Origin of the sequence: Echinicola sp. 20G (assembly GCF_015533855.1) — a bacterium.
Lineage (GTDB): Bacteria > Bacteroidota > Bacteroidia > Cytophagales > Cyclobacteriaceae > Echinicola.
This window is the reverse complement of sequence record NZ_AP024154.1, coordinates 4,250,285-4,268,249: the sequence shown is the minus strand read 5'-3', so window position 1 is coordinate 4,268,249 and position 17,965 is coordinate 4,250,285. Positions and strand designations below refer to the sequence as shown.

The following is a 17,965-nucleotide window of genomic DNA, read 5'->3' as shown; positions in this document are numbered from 1 at the left end:
AATACAAGCATTAATTGGCTGAATACGCTTCAATTACTTTTCAAATTGTTTACACTATTAATCCTTATCAGATGAAAGGCTTATCAAGCCATTTTCAAAAGCCTCCAACTTAATAGTATCATTAAATTGTTTATACACCCATTCAGCTAGGTCATCAGTGCTCCCTTCATGTACCACTGTAATTGATGAAGATGCCTCATTGAATTTTTTATCTAGGGATTTTATAGTAGGGTTATTGGATAAGCTATCAACCATCGTGGTAAAAGAGGAAAAGTTCATATTGGAAACAGTGATGATGGTGGTCACCGTTGAACCACTAATTGCCTGAGTAGGTAAATTGGTTATGTTACCGGATAACTGATGATCCCCAATCGGAATATCCTTTTGAGGTACATTTTTACATGGTTTATCTTTTTTCTTTAACAAACCAAGTGATTTTCCAAGGTCAGCCAACTCCTTCCCGATTTCCCCCGCTTCACCAGCCATTTTAGCGGCATCACCAACCGTACTACTGGTCCCAGCAATAGAATTTAAATTGGAATAATAAGCTACTTTACTAATATCTTTGGCATTACTATTTATTTTATTAAAATTGGCCATAGCATCAGTAGACTTTGCCTTTGCCTCCTCACTGGGCAATAGTACTCCTTGAGTGGCCGCTTCAGCAGGATCAATATTATATATACCCACCGCAATCAATTCCAAGGCTTCACAAGCATCTTCTGCCTTAACTACCTGACCCTCTATTTCATTTAAAAAGATATACTGCCTCTCCAGTGAAGGGGTAAAAGTCATGCTTTTGAGTTCCTGGATAGTAATCAAAATATTTTTGACTATTCCTTCTTTATTTTCACCAGAAAAATAAATTCGCTGCAAATAATCCACCTTGGCCTCATCCGATTGAACTTGTTGTCCATTGGTTGGATAAGAAAGTAAAATCAAAACAAAGATTAGTGCCATCATAAAGCACTTCCCTAAAAGAGATTTGTCGAAGTAAATTTCATTGAAGTTCATTTTATCAAACATTTTTTGAAAGGATATAAAGAATAATTAATGCCCTGTATGCTGGCACATCTGGTCATCAAGGTATGTTTCACTTTGGACCAACCGATGCTCTGCAATCGCTAGTTGATTGCAGATTATAAAAGAACTATGGAGTATTGTCTATCTGAAAGCTTATCAGCTTTCACTGACTCAGAAATTAGATAAAATCCCTTTGTTTTTTTTACCTTACTTAAACTGGTTTCCTAAATCCTTTAGTACAAAAATATCGAGCATACAGGTTTCTGGGGTCACCAAAATTGGTGACCCCAGACATATTCTTCATATTTTATTCAATAAACAGCATTACTGTTACTGTAAGCTCCCCCAAAACCTGGACAGTTTGAAACGCGACAAAATTGCTAACTTTAAACTGTATGAAAAAAGGAAGATTTACAGAGAGCCAGATTATCAAAGCCCTCAAGGAACATGAATCCGGTCGTGACGTTAACGAACTTTGCCGGGATTTGGGCATCCACCGTGCTACCTTTTACAACTGGAAGAAAAAGTACGGGGGAATGGAAGTAAAGGAAGTGCAGCGCCTCAAAGAGCTGGAAGAAGAGAACCGCAGACTCAAGCAGATGTATGCCGACCTGGCCCTTGACAATAAAATCCTTAAAGACATTCTGGGAAAAAAGTTCTGACCCCTGCTGAGAAGCGGAACGGGGTCGGTTATGTGACGGAAAACTACCCTGTAAGTATCAGCAGGGCCTGCCGTTTGGTGGGAACCTGCCGTTCAGGACACTATTATAAAAGCCGGAAAGATGACAGTACTTTCTTGGATGTATTGCGTGAAAAAGCCGAGGAACATTCCAGCTATGGGTTCTGGAAACTGTACAAAAGAATGCGTAAGGAAGGATTGGCCTATAACCACAAAAAGGTATACCGTGGCTATAAACTATTGAACCTGGGTATGAGAAGAAAGGGCAAGAAACGGGTTCCTGAAAGGGTAAAGGAACCTTTGTTACAGCCATTGTATGCTAACAAAAGCTGGTCAATGGATTTTATGAGCGATACATTGGTATCGGGAAGGCGTTTCAGGACGCTCAATATTATTGACGATTATAACAGGGAATCGCTCCAAATTGAGATCGCAACGGGTTTTCCTGCAAAAAGAGTGATCAGAGTGCTGGAAGAGGTTATCTCATGGAGAGGTAGGCCGGAAAGAATAAGGGTGGACAACGGTCCTGAATTCATCTCTTTGGCATTAAAGGAATGGTGCCGTTCCACAGGCATTGAGCTACAGTATATCCAACCGGGAAAACCGATGCAAAATGCCTATATCGAACGTTTTAACAAAACCTACAGAAACGAGGTCCTTAACAGGTACCTGTTCTTTGACATGGAAGAAGTCAGAGAGTTGACCAGAAATTGGATAAATGATTATAATGAAAACAGGCCCCATGACAGTCTGGGCGATATGTACCCTAGGGAATTTGCCCGCAGAAGTGGGGCGTTAACAGTGGATAACTTCCATGAAGTTACCCACAATTAACACCCTTAATAATAGTATTAACTAAATTTATCTGTCTAATTTTAAGTTGTCCAAAGAAAGGGAAGCCTTCATTACCTCAATAATAAAACATCAGACTAGCGATTTTTAACAGGTCTAAAATTTCGAAACAATTTTTCTAGCTAAATGTGGCTAAAAATATAGGGATGTATTTAAAAAATATTAATCCATACAGAAAAGGCTCTCTTCAAATGAGATGTAGCAGTTAATATTCAACAACCTCGTTGATATTTAATTCACTTCACATTCGAATAATACCGGATCAAATGATCACAAAACAAATTCAAGAAAAGATTAATCCAGATAGCAAAGAATAGGAATATTTTGATGCACCAAATACATCATATAGCAAAACTAATATATGATGACCCTCATAGATTTACTTACTATTTTGGAACATCGAGCCACTTATGATAAACTATAGTGACTCCTCTCCCAACTTACCCAAAGCCATCAGCTTCTCTAACATTTCCATTTCTTCCAAAAAAGAGTTCGATCCGTGTGATGCCAGCTCCAGCTGACGGCACTACTAAAACTAATCTTCATCCCATAAATATTTCTCCAAATGATCATAAAATTTGTTCGAGAAAAGTTTATGCCTAATCACTGAAAATCAAATACTTACGATTGTAAATAGCTTTTTATTTGAACACGATTTGCACACAAAATAGGATCCAAAAATATTTTTAAATTTTCTTAAAACCCCTGTCCCTAATATGGCCATTTTGATGATACCTCACTCCTTCGAACTTGGATACTGTTGGTTTGGAAGTAATCCATTCGGTGATTTCGTCTTTGATAAAGTAAAGCTTTCCGGCTTTCTTGTAGTAAGGAATGAGGCCTTTTGATACATAACTATAGATGGTCTGTTTTTTAAGCTCCAGGAGCTCGCAGATTTTGTTTAGCGTTAGAATCTGTCTACTACTCTGGTTTATCAATTCTGTGCCTTGAATGGCTTCTAAAATAAGTTTATTTTGTTCTATAAGGTTAGCAATGGCTTGAGGTAGGTCTTCGAATTTTAAATCCATGAATTTTATATTTTTTGGGAGGGCAGATAATACAAATTATAAAATTGAAAAATTCACCAGTAAGACCGTAGTGGGGTGAATTTTCGGGGCAATTTAAAAAAGGTAATCAGAAATAGTCACACTGGAATCAGAAGGGGGTGGATTATTTCTATCAAAAGCTGCTTTAGGATTGCACTTTAAATTATTTAGGATCATACCTTAATTGGAATAAAGTACTCAAAAGCTATTTTTGGGAAAGGTAATCATTTACAGTTTTCCTTTATCAGAACACTTACATTTTTACTTTCCCCATTATTCGTTCATTAGTGTTTTTGTCAATAAATCCGCTTTCTAATCCAGACCTAATGTCGAAATTCTGATGATCAATTATATTTTCTCCAAATGCGAATTTTTTCCGTAGTTTTTTTAAAGTCAAACACTCTGTCAAAATAAATCCAATCCGCTTTACTTGCAGACCAAGCTTTCCCGTAGAATGTAATTCTCGTATTTTCTTTAATTAATTTTTTCGCTAAACGTCTCAATTCAGTTGAACGAATTGAGTCTGAAAAGTCAGAGAATTCTTTGATATTATCCATAAATGCAAATTCCAGATATAACGATTTGAAAAAAAAATATTTTAATTTGGGACATTAGTAAATAAAAAAAGGGCCTTACAGCCCTCCTTCATCTGCGAATGAATAATAACTCTCAGATGTAACAATAACGTGGTCGATAACTGGCAATTCAAGTAGTTTTCCTGCTTTCACCATCTTTTCAGTTAATCTTTTATCCTGTTCACTGGGCTTCAAATTACCAGAAGGATGGTTATGGGCTATGATCATGGCCGATGCAGATGCTTTCATGGCAGCTCCAAATACCACCTTTAAATCCACTACGGTTCCTGCTGATCCGCCAGATGAGGCATTGATAATTCCAAGCACCCTGTTTGCCCGGTTAAGTAGAACAACCTTAAATTCTTCAATGAACCCAATTTTCGATTCATCCCAATTGGCCCTTAAAATCCTATTGGCCGTTAAAGAAGAGTCGATTTGAGGCTTCTCTGAAACTTTAGAATTTGGACGGTAGCTAAGCACGATTTCGGCTACTTGGTTGGAAACAACATTTTTGTTCTTGGTATCCATAACATTTCGATTTAATGGTTAGAAATTAATTATGGTACTACCCCAGCTTGAGGGCAATCAAGGCCAAGTGGCAACGGAATAAAGGAGGGCCTAGTGGGCAGAAAAGTGTTTATGCCGTAAGCTCATGGCCGCTTCAGCAGCCCAAAAGCTAAATTGTAACATGATTAATGGATAATTAAAATGCAACGTTTTATCTAATCCCCCTAAGAGTTAAACCTCTCATAAAAAATTTCACCAACTCGCTCGATATGATTTAAAAGTTCCTGATTAGAAATATGTTCTTTTATTGACAAATCTATTTTATAAGGTAAAAGAATATCATCCAATTTATTTTCAAGTTCAAAAAGATCGCTAAGCTCAAATCCATTTCCTTCGATTGTAAGGTCTATATCCGAAGCTGGACGAAAGTTACCTTTGGCACGGGAGCCGTATAATATAACTTTGGATATTGATGGATACCCTGAAAACACCTTGTTAATTGATTCTATTTCCTCTTTTAAAAGACCAAATCTCATCCTTCAAAAATATCTTTTTGATCCCCACTTCGTTTTTCTTCCATAATGACTCTAAAAGCTAAAAGTTCAGGATAATACTCCTCTAAAATTTTAGAAAAAATTTCCTGGGCAGTGTCTTCATTGTACGTATGCGAGGTTTTGTTCCTGCTCTGGATCATTTCCATCCATATTTTACCTTCCCTGATCAAACCTGTACTAAATGCCTCCCTGGTGGCATCTCTTGACCCATATATTTCAATATTCCCTCTTTCTTTTAAAAAGTCCTTCATTACATTCCATGCCAATTCGTGGGTATATTCAAACCTCTGAATCAAACCTTCCTTGACAATATCCTCCCCTTTTTCGAAAAGTAGTTCATCATATTGGCCATCTTGATAATAATTTTCCCTAATATACTCTACCGCTTGTTCAAGCTTGAGTAGGGCCTTATTGTAATTGGCAAACCTTTGCTCCCATCTTATATCTTTTGACATGTTCAAATAAACATCTATTGATCCATCAATTCAAAATTAGAACCTTTTTTTAAATCAAAAAATAACCTGAATTAATGCATTAGTCCTTTAATTTAAAAAACATGCGCTGTTCGAATAAATACTTAAAATAGCTTAATAAGTTCATCCAGCCATAGAGAAATGTGTGGTTTTATGATATCACTAATTAAAGTATTGTCAATATTGTAAAATGAATATATCAGCCTGTTTCTAAACCCAACCATTTATGGTCATGTTCCAATCGGACTCCTGTTTTTCTAAATTGGTTAATTGTTTCTCCAATAATCTTAAGCTGCCTTTCACTTGCACTTTTGTTTACAAGACCAGCTTCATTCATCAATTAAGGTATTTCGGCAAATACTTTTTCGGCTGTTCGGTCATAGATTAACTGCTTGGATTGTTCTATTGATTTTCTCAAGACTGGTTTTTTTATGGATTGCTCGGTAAGCAGATCTGCTTTTCGATCAAAAAATCCTTCCAATGTATCCCATTGGGAAAGTAGAAGTTCCCCTTTTTCCAAGGGGTGAGAAGTGCTTAATTTCACCAATATATCAATATCACTTGTTTTTTCATCGAACCTGTCAGAAATCGATGAGCCAAAAGCATAAAGATGTTCAACCTTATGTTCTTTGCATATGGATTTGAATTCTTCAATGTGCCCAGCTATTTGTACTTCCATCCGCATAAATCAAAAATAATGATTTTATAGATTTCCTTTTTATGCAACCAATTATTATTCTAAAAACTGAACTGCTGTTTCATTGATTTCATAGCTATGGTTTTCCAATAACTTATATACCTCGGCTCCTGCCAATAAAACGGGGCCATATCCATGCGCGGCGTAGACGCTTATTGGCCTATGGAAATAAAAAGCGGGATCAAAGCCCATTCCCGTTCCTACACAAGTACCTTCTACCTGTCCTTTAATATTGACCTTGGTACTGACCCCGGACCATGCAAGGATAGTCAGTGGCCCAAAGACCCTATAATCCAACCAGCCTCTGTTAATTGCTTTGGCGAATCCGTAGGTGTATATTGCAGTGGCCGATGTCTCTAGATAGCTGTCTTTTCTATCCAGCAACTGGTGCCACAAACCTGTGTTGGATTGGTAACTGGCCAGTCCTTCTGCTAAGGCAAGAAAATGCTCCATTATTTTTTCTCTGCCTGGATGACTTTCAGGCAACACATCCAATAATTCGACCAGCGTCATGAATGCCCAACCGTTGGCCCTTCCCCAATGGTATTGAGGGAAGTTTTTACTTCCTTCCACCCAGCCATGCATATAGATTTTCTTTTCCCAATTGAACATTCTTTTGGAAAATAGCAACACCTGTTTTACGGCTTCATCAAAATATTTGGCCTCTCCAGTTGTATTTCCCATCTGAGCCAGTGCAGGCACACTCATGAATAGATCGTCCAACCATAAGGTATGATCAAGTGGTCGGTTTCTTGCCAATGTACCATCCTCCAACTTGAATTGTTGGTTCATGATAAAGTCTATGTAATTGTCAATCATTTTATCCAAACCCACTGAGAGTCCATTATGCTGGGATTTTATCATGGCCGCACAAATGGCTCCTGCATCGTCCAAAGCATGGGGGAACATCACTCTGTCGATAGGGGTTTCCAAATCCATATTTTTGGATTGGATTTTACTATAATGCGTATACAAATCAGCCAAAAAAGTTAACCTGGTAAAGGTATAGTCCCTAAACGACTCATCTCCTGTTGCTTCTGAAGCAGCTAGCATTCCTGCATAAACTACTCCCCATTCATAACTTAAAAGTCTAAAATCACCTTTTTTGATAATACTTTTCTCATTGGCCTTTTCCAGATCATTTATTATTTCACCAGAATTTTTATCTTCCAAAACTGCAGGTGTGACCTGTTCCAAATAATTTTTAACCCTCAACAATATTTCCTGAACATTGTTTTTACTTACTTCTCCATAAGGAACGCTATAGTCAGGCTGAATCAAGTGCAAGGGCGTATTGCTGTCATTTATAATTTCTTGGGCCCTGAGGTTTCCTGTAAAATTGATAAAAAGTAGAAATAGGGCCAATAGCGTAAAATAACCTGGGGATATAAATAATCTTACCGATGGTAATTGCATATCATTTTTAATTTTTCTTAATGGTAATTTTTGGCTTAATACTCAACTGCTCACTTAAATCCAGAAGATATTCCTTAAAATACTTCTCCTCGCGAAAGCCTGGGTCAGCCATTTCCCATGCAGCCACTGAGTAATATGTCAAAGGTGTTCCTTCGTTCACATTAACTACTGCTAAAAAGCTATCCGTTAACTGCCCTTCTTTGGGAGCCATTTCCCAACCACGGTAAATATCAGAAGGAATGATCAATGCAAGGCCCAGGTACCACTCTTTATCATAGGTCTGCTTATCATGGGTATATAGAATGGTAAACTTTCCTTTTTCCATGATTGAGAGTGGCTTGTCTGTATTAATATTGACCAATCCTATCACTCCCTTTTCATCTCCTCTCAATTGTTGGAACCTCACCGTATTTTGGTAACCATAGAACCCAGGCCATATTTCCGTTTGCTCGCTGACCTGATAAACCCTATCGGTCTCCTCAGGCTTCCAGTCCTTATACTCAGTTTGGGTAAGGGAAAAAAGTGGACCACTTTCTACCACATTGAAAATGGTTTTCGCTACATTATTGAGGCTGTCTCGCTGGGTAACACCCAACCGGACTACCCTGTTATCGATCATTAATGAAAAACCACCAATACCAACTGATGTTCCTACAGATAGAATGTCCCTTCCCCAATCTTCCATCACGTGGTAATTGTCTTCAGTTACCCCTTCTTGGTTGATGCCCACATTTCTTGGGGACATTTTTGACTGCTTCTTTCCGAAAACGTCCTTTGAATTTCTTCCATCCAAATAGTGTCTGAAACCAACTTTATCGTTTTCCCAAGAGGGACCATCTGTTTGGTAAGGTTGGTACCCCATAACCCCAGGTAGCATATGTGGGTAAAATGTATGTTTTTTCATCGGTCTCACTGTATCTTCCTCAGATGGCCTTACCCCAAACCTCACATAGGTCCTTTCTTCCCAGTTCAAACTTTCAGAAGTCCAATGAAGGGTCAGACGCTTTTCTGTTTGACCTGGAAGATCCATTAAAAAGAAAAGATTATCCCATTCTCCATTTCCATCCATGTCACTGCGTTGGGCGGGTACAGTATCGTTATTTTCTGTCAGTAGTATGGGTTGTTCATTTTCTTTATCAGACACAAGTTTCTCTCTAGGGACCAATAGGGCCTTTTCAAACAAATCTATATTCGATTCATTCTCAATTATAAAAACGACATGATCTTCTTTTAACTTGGACTGACAGGCAAAAAGGGTGATCATTAGCATGACCACTGGCAGCTTACTATTCTTCATTCAAATGTTAGTTTATGGGTAAAGGGTGTCACTCCCGTCAAATAGACGTGGTTTCCTTGCGTCCTGAGAGACCCAAAATGAACACTGTATTTTTCTCCATCAAGCCTCCGAATTCGCTCATGTTTCTTGACTCCTGGACCAAAGGTTATTTTATCCTCTCCCTGTTCAAAAACACCCTTTCCACTGGCAAGAAAATAATCCTCTTCGCTGTTAGCCTCTTCTACCCCCTTAAGGCTTCCATTTTCATCAAAACACAGCTCAATCGTGACAGCAACTCCCTCCAGACCTGAAACCTCAAACAGCAGTTCGGCTTTTCCATTAATTTCTTCTAAGGTGACCTTACTTTCTAGGGTCTTTACATTGCTTACGGGCCTTTTGTCAAATGCCATTTTACTCCAAAACCTGCCGTCCACACTCGGGGTCAATTCATAATCCCCATCTTTGTTTTTCAATTGGTCAGGCAATGGCTGGTAATAGGGCGCCTGAAGTTTCTGGTACAATATATACTTGTTGCCTTCCTTCTTCAATCCCTCACTTCTAAAATGTCCCATACTGAAAAAACTAGCTGACATGCGCATGTACCAAAGAATGGCATTTCCTTTTCTGTAACTAAAGAAATTGGGACTCACTGACCTTCCAGAGGCAATGATCAAAGGCCAATCCACTCCTCCAAATACCGTTAAAGTAGTATCCTCCCTACGTATTCTTGCCAAACTGCTGGTCTTGAAAAGTTTCTCATAATTGGTAGATACAGGCTCCAGCTGTGGTAGTGGTTGGCGTAGGGTTTCATCCTCCATAAAATGAAACAAAGCTTCCTCTACCACAATATTTTCAAAACCAGGAAAACCTTCTATCATTTTGACAATACTCGCAAATTTCCCATCTGCATCGTGAATAGCCAAAAAGCGGTAATGTAGGTATTGGACCACTATGCTTCTATGCGAGTATTGATCCTGTCTCCTAGAGTCCGTAGTGACTAAATCACCATTCGGTTCCATATAGTAATAGGTCATCTGTAGACTTTTTCGAGGTGCTTCAAACAGTGCAGGACGGTTCAACAGTCTTCCTAATGTAATGAATGCGTTGTTTTCTACATCCGAGTAATTCATACTCCTCTCTGGATAATGTCCATCCTCATCCATGTATATACCTTCACTTAACCACTCGTCTATCCTATTCACATATTTGGCATCAGGATAGAGCTGATTGATCCTGGCAAGCGCATGACAAACTACCCACCGATGGTTTGGTGTATGGATTCCACCAACAGTCAATGCTTCCCCAGTTTTCAATAAAAACTCCTTAATCCTTTCTTTGACCCCACTCAAGGCTGTTGAGTCGTGCTGGTTCAAAATAAATACCCCTGCACATAATGGTTCCATAATAAATGCGGTATCTGGAGGAGACTCCAGATTTCCTGCATTGATGGTTCCATCAGGCCTTTGGCTTTCAATCAATTTATCTGTAGCATCATTCAATAAATCCACCACTTTATCACTTTCAAAAAACTTTGAATCATCACAACAATACCCAGAGGCCAACATGGCAAAATTATACCCGTAACTTCTTCCTCCATGTCGGTTTGCCTCATCACCCTTATCGATCAATGCTTTGATATGCCTGTCGTTGGCGGTGACCATATGCTGCCATAATTCATCCGCTTCCCTAAAACTTTTGTTTTTATTGTGAGGGTATCCCAAAAAGGGCATCAGGTACATGGCCCCACCCAACCCAATAGACTGTTTAATAAAAGTATTTCTGCTTATTTTTTTCATTTTACTATATTATGGTCCTTGACTTTATTCAACATTTTTGGTGATAGAAAAATTAAAGGAGATCATTCCAAAGGAATAACCTCCTCCCTATTAAACCCTAATCAATTATATCCTTCATTTTGGGTGATAGAACCACCGCTTACATCCACCTCACTCTGAGGGATTGGTCTTAGGTTGTGAAAAGGTTTAATGGCGTTGTTCAAAGCCGCATGGGGGTTGTGTGCCAGCACTCTTTCCACTAACTTCCCTGTCCGCTTTAAGTCCATCCACCTACTTATTTCACCTGCCATTTCAATGGCACTTTCATCTAAAATCAAGTCAATATCAACATCTTCAGCCGGAACCATTACCTCCAAACCGGCCCTATCTCTTAAAGCATTGATATGTTCTGCCGCCATGGCAGCATTTCCAGACTGCAAGTAGGCTTCTGCTGCAATTAACCTAGTTTCACCTGACCTTATTAAAACAGCATCTCTTTCTCCATCTGGATTAATCCCAGGATTGGTATAGGGAACACCTGGATCATCAAATTTTTTGAACATTGGAAAGTGTACTTGGGTGAGTCCGTCAGGTATATAGTAACTATCAGGATTAAAGACAAAATAGGCTTTACTATTTATTTCGGATGCTGGCCATGGGGTTTTAGGAAAATATATACTGGTGTCTCCCTCTAATATACTTCCATCATCGCTATCAATTTCCGCGATCATCAAACGACGGATGGTAGCATTTTCCCGATCATCCCCCTCTTCAAAAAGATTAAAGAAATAAGGTGTTGGAGACCTGCCCAATCCCCTGTGATATAGGGTGGACCTTGTCTGTCCAGGATAAACATCATAAACAAATTTGAAGAGTAGGTGTCTGTTATTACCAATGCCCCTGGAAACTGGATTGGAGCCATATAGCATAGAAAAGATCGCCTCACTGTTCCTTTGGTTTTCCTTAGAAACCAAATCTGTAAAATCGGCCACCAATGGATGGTTTTCAATTACCTCTTCAGCAAGCGATGCTGCCTCAATAAAATCCTGACTGCTCCCAAAATCCTTGTATCCCCTGGTAAGTAGCACTTTTGCTTTAAGGTGACGAACGGCATCTTTTGACACTTTACCGTACAGGGATGGATTTTCATCCACTCCCGCCAACGCAGCATCCAGATCTGCCAAAATCTGGCCGTATACTTCCTGTTCGCTTGCCCTACTGAATTCCGATTGTGCAGACCTGATCTCTTCCAATACCAAAGGCACTCCCCCATAATTTTCAACCAAGTGAAAGTAGGAATATGCTCTTAGAAACTGGGCTTCGCCCAATCCTCTAGTTTTATTACCCTCACTTAGCCCTTGGACCTCATCGGCCCTGGATATTGCCGTGTTGGCCGCAGCGATGACATTGTAGTAATTGGTCCAATAGGTTCCTATCGCCCCGTTTGTCGGTCGAAGGTTTACATAGTCATTTAAATCACTAATGCCGGCTATTATATCCCTCCGGGTAAACACATCGGTGCCCTGATGGTCCAAATCATAAAAGGAGGTAGCCAGTCTAAGCCTATCATAAGCATTGGCTACCATTTGATCCAATGCAGTAGGGTCGCTCAATAGAATGTCATCTGAGAGAAAATTCCTATTTTCTTCCTCCAGAAAGTCTGCACAGGATGACAAAGCCAAAAATCCTGTCATCCAGACAACCAATTTTATGTATTTTTTCATGATTTTGTCTCTTTAAAATTTAACATTGATCCCGCCCATAAGTACTCTTGACATGTAAGCTGATCCCCAGCTGTTTCTTGCAGCATTTTCAGGATCCCAACCTTCATAGTTTGTAAAAGTGAAGGGGTTCTGTGCGGTGAAGTAAAGGCGAAGGCTATTGATCTTGAGCGCATCCAATAAATCTTGCTTGAAATTATAACCCAAGGTGATATAACCTACCTTTACAAAAGAAACATCATGATAGGTAAGGGGTTCGGAAAAAGGTCCGTTGTTACTTGGTTGATACCACTCATTGGATGGGTTATCAGGAGTCCAGTAGTTTGTCTTAAGACTATTAAAACGGGCTGGGGTAGCATCAAAACCTCCTGAATGGGAAATATGGAAATAACTGGCAGAAACAGCTCCTTGACTTGTCCTGACAAAAAAGGTGAAATCCCAATTCTTATAATTCAAGGTATTGGCAATTCCACCTGTCCAATCAGGCATATTTGCTCCAATTACTGTTCGGTCATCAGCATCAATTACTCCATCATCATTAAGGTCCTTTACCTTAACCTGACCCGGCTGCTGACCAAAACTTTGTGCTATATCCACCTCGTCCATTTGCCATATTCCATCAAACTCATATGTAAAAATGGAGCCTACTGGTTCTCCTACTTTATGCACATAAGAGCCTGCTTGCACACCGAATAATATTTGATCCAAATCCCCATAAAGCTTGGTGATTTGATTGTTGTTCTTGGCAAAATTAAGGGATGTGGTCCATTTAAGGTCTCCATTATCTATATTGACCGAGTTCAATCCAAGTTCCACACCTTTATTAGAAGCCTCTCCTACATTTTCAAATACGCCTGAAAATCCAGTAACTGTGGGAGTTGGTCTAAAAAATATGATTCCCGTATTTCTTCTGTCATAAATATCCAAGGAACCATATAGGCGATTATTAAAGAAACCAAAATCCAAACCAATATTGAATTCTTTTGTTTTTTCCCAAGTCAGGTTTTGATTGGCCAAATTGGTCACATAAGCTGTCTGGGTCACCTGATCTCCAATATTGGTAAAATTACTACCTATCAAGGATAGGGAACCCAAGGGAACCAAACCTCCTCCTGCACCATTGTTACCGGTTTCCCCATAACTCAATCTAAGCTTCAAATCTCCCATGAAGTTTTGATTTTTCATAAATCCCTCATCAATGATACGCCAGGCGAAAGCCGCTGACGGGAAAAAAGCCCATTTATTTTCTTCAGAAAGGATGGATGATCCATCATAGCGACCGGTAAGGGTAAAAAGGTATTTATCCTTGAAGGTATAGTTGACCCTACCTGTGTAAGATTGTAAGGTTTGTTTTGAAAACCCACCTTCTGCAGTCCTGAGATCCGAGCCGGCATCTATATTGTAGAAGAGAAACTCATCTGTAGCAAAATTCCGGCGTTGCATCAAATAATTTTCATACCGATCCATAAAGAGAGAATAAACAAAAGTTGCATTCAAAACGTGATCCGTTCCAAAGCTCTTGTTATAATTGACGATATTGTCCCATGTGTAGGAAATACGGTTCCTGTTGTTCACCTCTGCCCTTCTGTTGCCTACTTGACCGCTGGTTGACTTGGCATAAAGTCCGCGATATTCCCCATACCTGGAAAATTCAATGTTTGGAGAAAAATTACTTGAAATTTTTAAACTGTTTGTTGGGGTAAAAGACAGTGAAAGATTACTCAAGTAATTCAGTGTTCTGGTTTCCCTGAAAATATTATCGGATTCGAATAATGGATTGGTGATAAATGTTTCCCCTTGCAAAGGAAAAAACTGGGGATCTCCATTTTCGTCAAATGGTGTAGCCGTTGGCCTGAGTCTATAGGCACTTCTAAGGCCTTCTCTACTGCCTTCATTTCTAACCGCAAATGATGCATAATTGCTGAATGCCAATGAAAACAATTCCGATAGCTTACTGCTAAGGTTTCCCCTAATAGTATACCTTTCATAATCCTCCCCTTCAAAAGTGCCTTCATCTTGGGTATAAGCTACACCCAATCCATATATTGTTTTATTATTTCCACCATTGAGGCTTAGCGAGTGATTTTGTTGCATGCCATTATGCTGGATAAGGTCTATCCAATTAACATAATCATCATTTGCTATATTTTCCAATTCATTGGGGCGCATATAATCTGCCAAGTTCACGTCTTCAGGGGATACACTAAAATCACCTGAAGAGTAAAAATTTCCAACTACTGCATCCCGGAAATAATCTACAAACTCGGCTCCTTGAAGCATATCTGGCAAATTATAAGCCTCTTTTACACCGATGTAGTTATCATATTGAACAGAGACCTTACCCTCACTCCCCTTTTTTGTTTCAATAATCACTACACCATTACTTCCCCTCGAACCATAAATTGCCGTAGCAGAAGCATCCTTGAGCACGTCCATCCTTTCAATATCTGCGGGATTTAAAAAGGAGATATCATTGACAAATATTCCATCCACTACAAAAAGTGGGTTTTGCCCCGGATTAAACCCACCCTGTTCTACTGTTTCATTCGCATTGATAGTATTGGAACCTCTAATACGAACATTAAATCCACCACCAGGTTTATTGTCAGCGGAAGATATATTTACACCAGCTACCTGACCTTGGAGTGCTTGAAAAGCATTTACTTTATTGGCTTCCTGAATATTTTTCGAATCCATGGAAACCACTGCACCAGTTAAGTCCTTTCGTTTAGTTTCTCCATATCCCACCACCACTACTTCATCCAATTGAGCCATATCAGGAGCTAGTGAGACATCTATTTTGCTTTGATTATTGACAATGATGTCCTGTGTTAGGTATCCGACGAAAGAAAATGACAAGACAGCATCAGAACCATTGGTAACCGAAATAGCATATTTCCCATCTATGTCCGTTACAGTTCCCTTTCCAGTCCCCTTCACCAAAACCGTTACTCCAGGAATAGGTTGTTGATCCTCCTCTGATATTACGATGCCAGTTACTTCAACGGACTGTGCCCATACAGATTGACCCCACATAAAAAGGCAGGTCATCAGCATGATCATTTTCATGAAATTTAGATGTCCTAATACAAAGGACCAATTCCACCTTTCAGTTGTTAGTGAGATGTGTTTCATAAAGAAGTTATTTGGTTATTGTTAATTTTCTATTAGGTTAATTAATGGGTAGAGATAGTATTTATATAATGACTTAACTAAATAAGCAATATGATATTTTACATACACACATTTTATAAGATCATTATTAGGTAAAAGTAGATATATTCAACAATCAATTCCAAAACATAATACGCAAACGTTTGCACACGAATATTTGAAGTAAATAGCTTGGATTTTTTAGAAAAAAGCCAACGTACCATTCAGGTAATAGGAAATAAATTAAACATTCCATTTTAGCTTAGATGATACTATTTTTTATAAGGCTTTGATTCTGATAGTATTTCTTATTTCCTTCAATAGGACTGGTCTTTTTTCATCTACAGATACTTTTGCTGCTATCGCTATCAACATTGCTTCTAGCCCATCATGGCCGTCTACGGGCAAACCTTCTCCTTTTAAAAGCGCTTCAATAAACGCCATCATTTCTAAGCGATAAGATGCTTCATACCTATCCATAAAAAAATCTAGAGGAAGTGCCCCGTGACTTCCCTCCTGATCAACCAAAAGATGACTATCGTGTTTATTGTTATCTGCTTGCGCCATCCCATTGCTTCCAAATATTTCCAAGCGTTGGTCATACCCATAACTAGCTTTTCGACTATTGTCAATTACAGCCATACTACCATCCATAAAAGTAAGGTTGATCACGGCCGTGTCCACATCTCCTGCTTCTGCTACTTCATCACTGGTAAAGACAGCTGCTGTTGCATAAACTTTTTCCACCTCCTTTCCCATGATAAATCTTGCCATATCAAAATCATGAATACTCATGTCCATGAACAAGCCGCCTGAACTTTTTAAATAGGATAAAGGAGGTGGTCCCGGATCTCGACTAGTAATCTTCAATATGGTCGGTTCACCAATTTTCCTTAAATTGACCAACTCATGGATTTTCTTAAAATTGGCATCAAACCTCCTGTTGAAGCCAAGCATCAACTTAACACCCGCTTTTTTTACAGTCTCTAAGGTGGTTATGACCCTTTCCAGTGAAAGGTCATGTGGCTTTTCACAAAAAATATCCTTTCTCGCTGCTGCACACAGGTCAATGTAATCAGCATGTGTATTTGTGGGTGAGCAAATCACAACAGCATCAATTTCTGGATGGTTGATGAGCTCTTCTGCAGTACCTACTACTACCCCCTTAAACTGTTCCTTATGTCGGGGATCCGCTACCATCACCACTTCTGCATACGGAATTTGGTATTTTAGATTATTAAAATGGATAAGGCCAATTCTTCCCAATCCTATTAGTCCAATTTTTATGTTTTTCATAGTGTTATTTGGTCTACATCAAGTTTTTATTGATAAAATTTAGGTTATGCTCTGCGCAATGATAAGGACTCCCCATTCCTGGAAGCACATCCTGCTCCACTACGATCCAACCCTCATAATTCATCGCCTCTAATTTTTTGATAATGGCCTTGAAGTCCACTATCCCTTCCCCAAGTTTGCAGAAAACCCCATTTTGAACAGACTCAAAATAGTTCCATCCATGAACGCTGCTCGCTTTACCTATATTTTCATCATAGTCCTTGAAATGAATATGCCATGTCCTTGATGGATATTTCTCCAAAACATCCAATGGATTTCCTCCTCCAAAAGCATAATGTCCCATATCCAGACAGATTCCCAGCAAGTTTTCATCCGTATTGGCCATTAAAGCATCCAGCTCTTCTGGAGTTTCCACATATCCTGCACAATGGTGATGGAACACGGTTCGCATTCCATAATTATCCTTTACGGCCTTGGCTATTTGGTCTGCTCCTGCACCAAAAATCTTCCATTGGTCTGGACTTAAGGACATTTCTGGAAGAACCCTACCAGCACTTTGGGTACGGTCAGGAATACTTCCATTATCATCAGCCAAGATGATAAAGGCATCCTCATAACCAGCATCTACCATCAGCTTGGCTATTTTTAAAGCTTCCTGAACACCATGCACATGTGCCTCCTTATTGGCCAGGGCCACTGGGACAAAAGCTCCTGGAAGACCCAATCCAAAACGGTCCAGCACCTCGCGTAAACCTTTGGGATCAGTGGGCATAAATCCCCAATCTCCGAGCTCAGTACCTAAATAGCCTATTTCTGCCATTTCAGATAAAACTTGCTCATGTCCAAGGGATTTACCTTCAAGATCAAATTCTAATGCACCCCATGAGCAAGGTGCATTGGCAATCTTTATATTTTTCATAGC

General features: G+C 39.3%; 15 protein-coding genes. 1 reads left to right on the top strand and 14 read right to left on the bottom strand.

The window, feature by feature from the left end:
* Positions 1 to 57: 57 nt before the first annotated feature.
* Entirely contained in the window at positions 58 to 1,014 is a 957-nt protein-coding gene (locus JL001_RS17290; protein ID WP_200978420.1) for a hypothetical protein, read from the bottom strand.
* A 404-nt stretch (positions 1,015 to 1,418) separates the two neighbouring features.
* Here JL001_RS17290 and JL001_RS17285 point away from each other — a divergent pair.
* Positions 1,419 to 2,536, top strand: a protein-coding gene (locus tag JL001_RS17285) for an IS3 family transposase (protein WP_236252872.1) whose coding sequence is annotated in 2 segments (ribosomal slippage) — positions 1,419 to 1,671 and positions 1,671 to 2,536 — 1,119 coding nt in all. Because the reading frame shifts where the segments join, the coding sequence is not laid out codon by codon here.
* A gap of 704 nt (positions 2,537 to 3,240) precedes the next feature.
* Here the strand turns inward: JL001_RS17285 and JL001_RS17280 are convergent.
* The 13 genes from JL001_RS17280 to JL001_RS17220 form a co-directional block, all read right to left on the bottom strand.
* A complete protein-coding gene (locus JL001_RS17280; protein ID WP_200978418.1) occupies positions 3,241 to 3,582 on the bottom strand; it encodes an AlpA family transcriptional regulator in 342 nt (113 codons plus the stop codon).
* Positions 3,583 to 3,944: 362 nt separating this feature from the next.
* Positions 3,945 to 4,157, bottom strand: coding sequence for a hypothetical protein (locus JL001_RS17275; RefSeq protein WP_200978416.1), 213 nt, complete (start codon positions 4,155 to 4,157; stop codon positions 3,945 to 3,947).
* Positions 4,158 to 4,232: 75 nt separating this feature from the next.
* A complete protein-coding gene (locus JL001_RS17270; protein WP_200978415.1) occupies positions 4,233 to 4,703 on the bottom strand; it encodes a JAB domain-containing protein in 471 nt (156 codons plus the stop codon).
* Between the two features lie 203 nt (positions 4,704 to 4,906).
* Positions 4,907 to 5,218 (bottom strand): nucleotidyltransferase family protein, encoded by a 312-nt coding sequence (locus tag JL001_RS17265; RefSeq protein WP_200978413.1) that lies wholly within the window; start codon positions 5,216 to 5,218, stop codon positions 4,907 to 4,909.
* Complete coding sequence (locus tag JL001_RS17260) at positions 5,215 to 5,691, bottom strand: nucleotidyltransferase substrate binding protein (protein ID WP_200978411.1); 477 nt, start codon at positions 5,689 to 5,691, stop codon at positions 5,215 to 5,217. The genes JL001_RS17265 and JL001_RS17260 overlap by 4 nt, the downstream gene beginning before the upstream one ends.
* A 358-nt stretch (positions 5,692 to 6,049) precedes the next feature.
* Complete coding sequence (locus JL001_RS17255) at positions 6,050 to 6,394, bottom strand: nucleotidyltransferase family protein (RefSeq protein ID WP_236252871.1); 345 nt, start codon at positions 6,392 to 6,394, stop codon at positions 6,050 to 6,052.
* Between the two features lie 48 nt (positions 6,395 to 6,442).
* The gene (locus JL001_RS17250) at positions 6,443 to 7,822 is read right to left on the bottom strand and encodes a glycoside hydrolase family 105 protein (protein WP_200978406.1); all 1,380 of its coding nucleotides are present in this window, start codon (positions 7,820 to 7,822) and stop codon (positions 6,443 to 6,445) included.
* A gap of 7 nt (positions 7,823 to 7,829) precedes the next feature.
* Positions 7,830 to 9,119, bottom strand: coding sequence for a DUF4861 domain-containing protein (locus JL001_RS17245; protein ID WP_200978404.1), 1,290 nt, complete (start codon positions 9,117 to 9,119; stop codon positions 7,830 to 7,832).
* Positions 9,116 to 10,894 (bottom strand): hypothetical protein, encoded by a 1,779-nt coding sequence (locus JL001_RS17240; protein ID WP_200978402.1) that lies wholly within the window; start codon positions 10,892 to 10,894, stop codon positions 9,116 to 9,118. Before JL001_RS17240 ends, JL001_RS17245 begins: the two co-directional genes overlap by 4 nt.
* A 101-nt stretch (positions 10,895 to 10,995) precedes the next feature.
* Positions 10,996 to 12,597 (bottom strand): RagB/SusD family nutrient uptake outer membrane protein, encoded by a 1,602-nt coding sequence (locus JL001_RS17235; protein ID WP_200978400.1) that lies wholly within the window; start codon positions 12,595 to 12,597, stop codon positions 10,996 to 10,998.
* 12 nt (positions 12,598 to 12,609) lie between these two features.
* Positions 12,610 to 15,729, bottom strand: coding sequence for a TonB-dependent receptor (locus JL001_RS17230; RefSeq protein ID WP_200978398.1), 3,120 nt, complete (start codon positions 15,727 to 15,729; stop codon positions 12,610 to 12,612).
* 297 nt (positions 15,730 to 16,026) lie between these two features.
* Positions 16,027 to 17,043, bottom strand: coding sequence for an inositol 2-dehydrogenase (iolG, locus tag JL001_RS17225; RefSeq protein WP_200978396.1), 1,017 nt, complete (start codon positions 17,041 to 17,043; stop codon positions 16,027 to 16,029).
* Positions 17,044 to 17,056: 13 nt separating this feature from the next.
* Positions 17,057 to 17,962 carry a sugar phosphate isomerase/epimerase gene (locus JL001_RS17220; RefSeq protein WP_200978394.1) on the bottom strand — a complete coding sequence of 302 codons (906 nt, stop codon included), beginning with the start codon at positions 17,960 to 17,962 and terminating at the stop codon, positions 17,057 to 17,059.
* Between the last annotated feature and the right edge of the window lie 3 nt (positions 17,963 to 17,965).

Coding starts and splice junctions, on each gene's coding strand:
- JL001_RS17290 (WP_200978420.1), bottom strand. CDS start 1,014: ATGAACTTCAATGAAATTTACTTCGACAAATCTCTTTTAGGGAAGTGC.
- JL001_RS17280 (WP_200978418.1), bottom strand. CDS start 3,582: ATGGATTTAAAATTCGAAGACCTACCTCAAGCCATTGCTAACCTTATA.
- JL001_RS17275 (WP_200978416.1), bottom strand. CDS start 4,157: ATGGATAATATCAAAGAATTCTCTGACTTTTCAGACTCAATTCGTTCA.
- JL001_RS17270 (WP_200978415.1), bottom strand. CDS start 4,703: ATGGATACCAAGAACAAAAATGTTGTTTCCAACCAAGTAGCCGAAATC.
- JL001_RS17265 (WP_200978413.1), bottom strand. CDS start 5,218: ATGAGATTTGGTCTTTTAAAAGAGGAAATAGAATCAATTAACAAGGTG.
- JL001_RS17260 (WP_200978411.1), bottom strand. CDS start 5,691: ATGTCAAAAGATATAAGATGGGAGCAAAGGTTTGCCAATTACAATAAG.
- JL001_RS17255 (WP_236252871.1), bottom strand. CDS start 6,394: ATGCGGATGGAAGTACAAATAGCTGGGCACATTGAAGAATTCAAATCC.
- JL001_RS17250 (WP_200978406.1), bottom strand. CDS start 7,822: ATGCAATTACCATCGGTAAGATTATTTATATCCCCAGGTTATTTTACG.
- JL001_RS17245 (WP_200978404.1), bottom strand. CDS start 9,119: ATGAAGAATAGTAAGCTGCCAGTGGTCATGCTAATGATCACCCTTTTT.
- JL001_RS17240 (WP_200978402.1), bottom strand. CDS start 10,894: ATGAAAAAAATAAGCAGAAATACTTTTATTAAACAGTCTATTGGGTTG.
- JL001_RS17235 (WP_200978400.1), bottom strand. CDS start 12,597: ATGAAAAAATACATAAAATTGGTTGTCTGGATGACAGGATTTTTGGCT.
- JL001_RS17230 (WP_200978398.1), bottom strand. CDS start 15,729: ATGAAACACATCTCACTAACAACTGAAAGGTGGAATTGGTCCTTTGTA.
- iolG (WP_200978396.1), bottom strand. CDS start 17,043: ATGAAAAACATAAAAATTGGACTAATAGGATTGGGAAGAATTGGCCTT.
- JL001_RS17220 (WP_200978394.1), bottom strand. CDS start 17,962: ATGAAAAATATAAAGATTGCCAATGCACCTTGCTCATGGGGTGCATTA.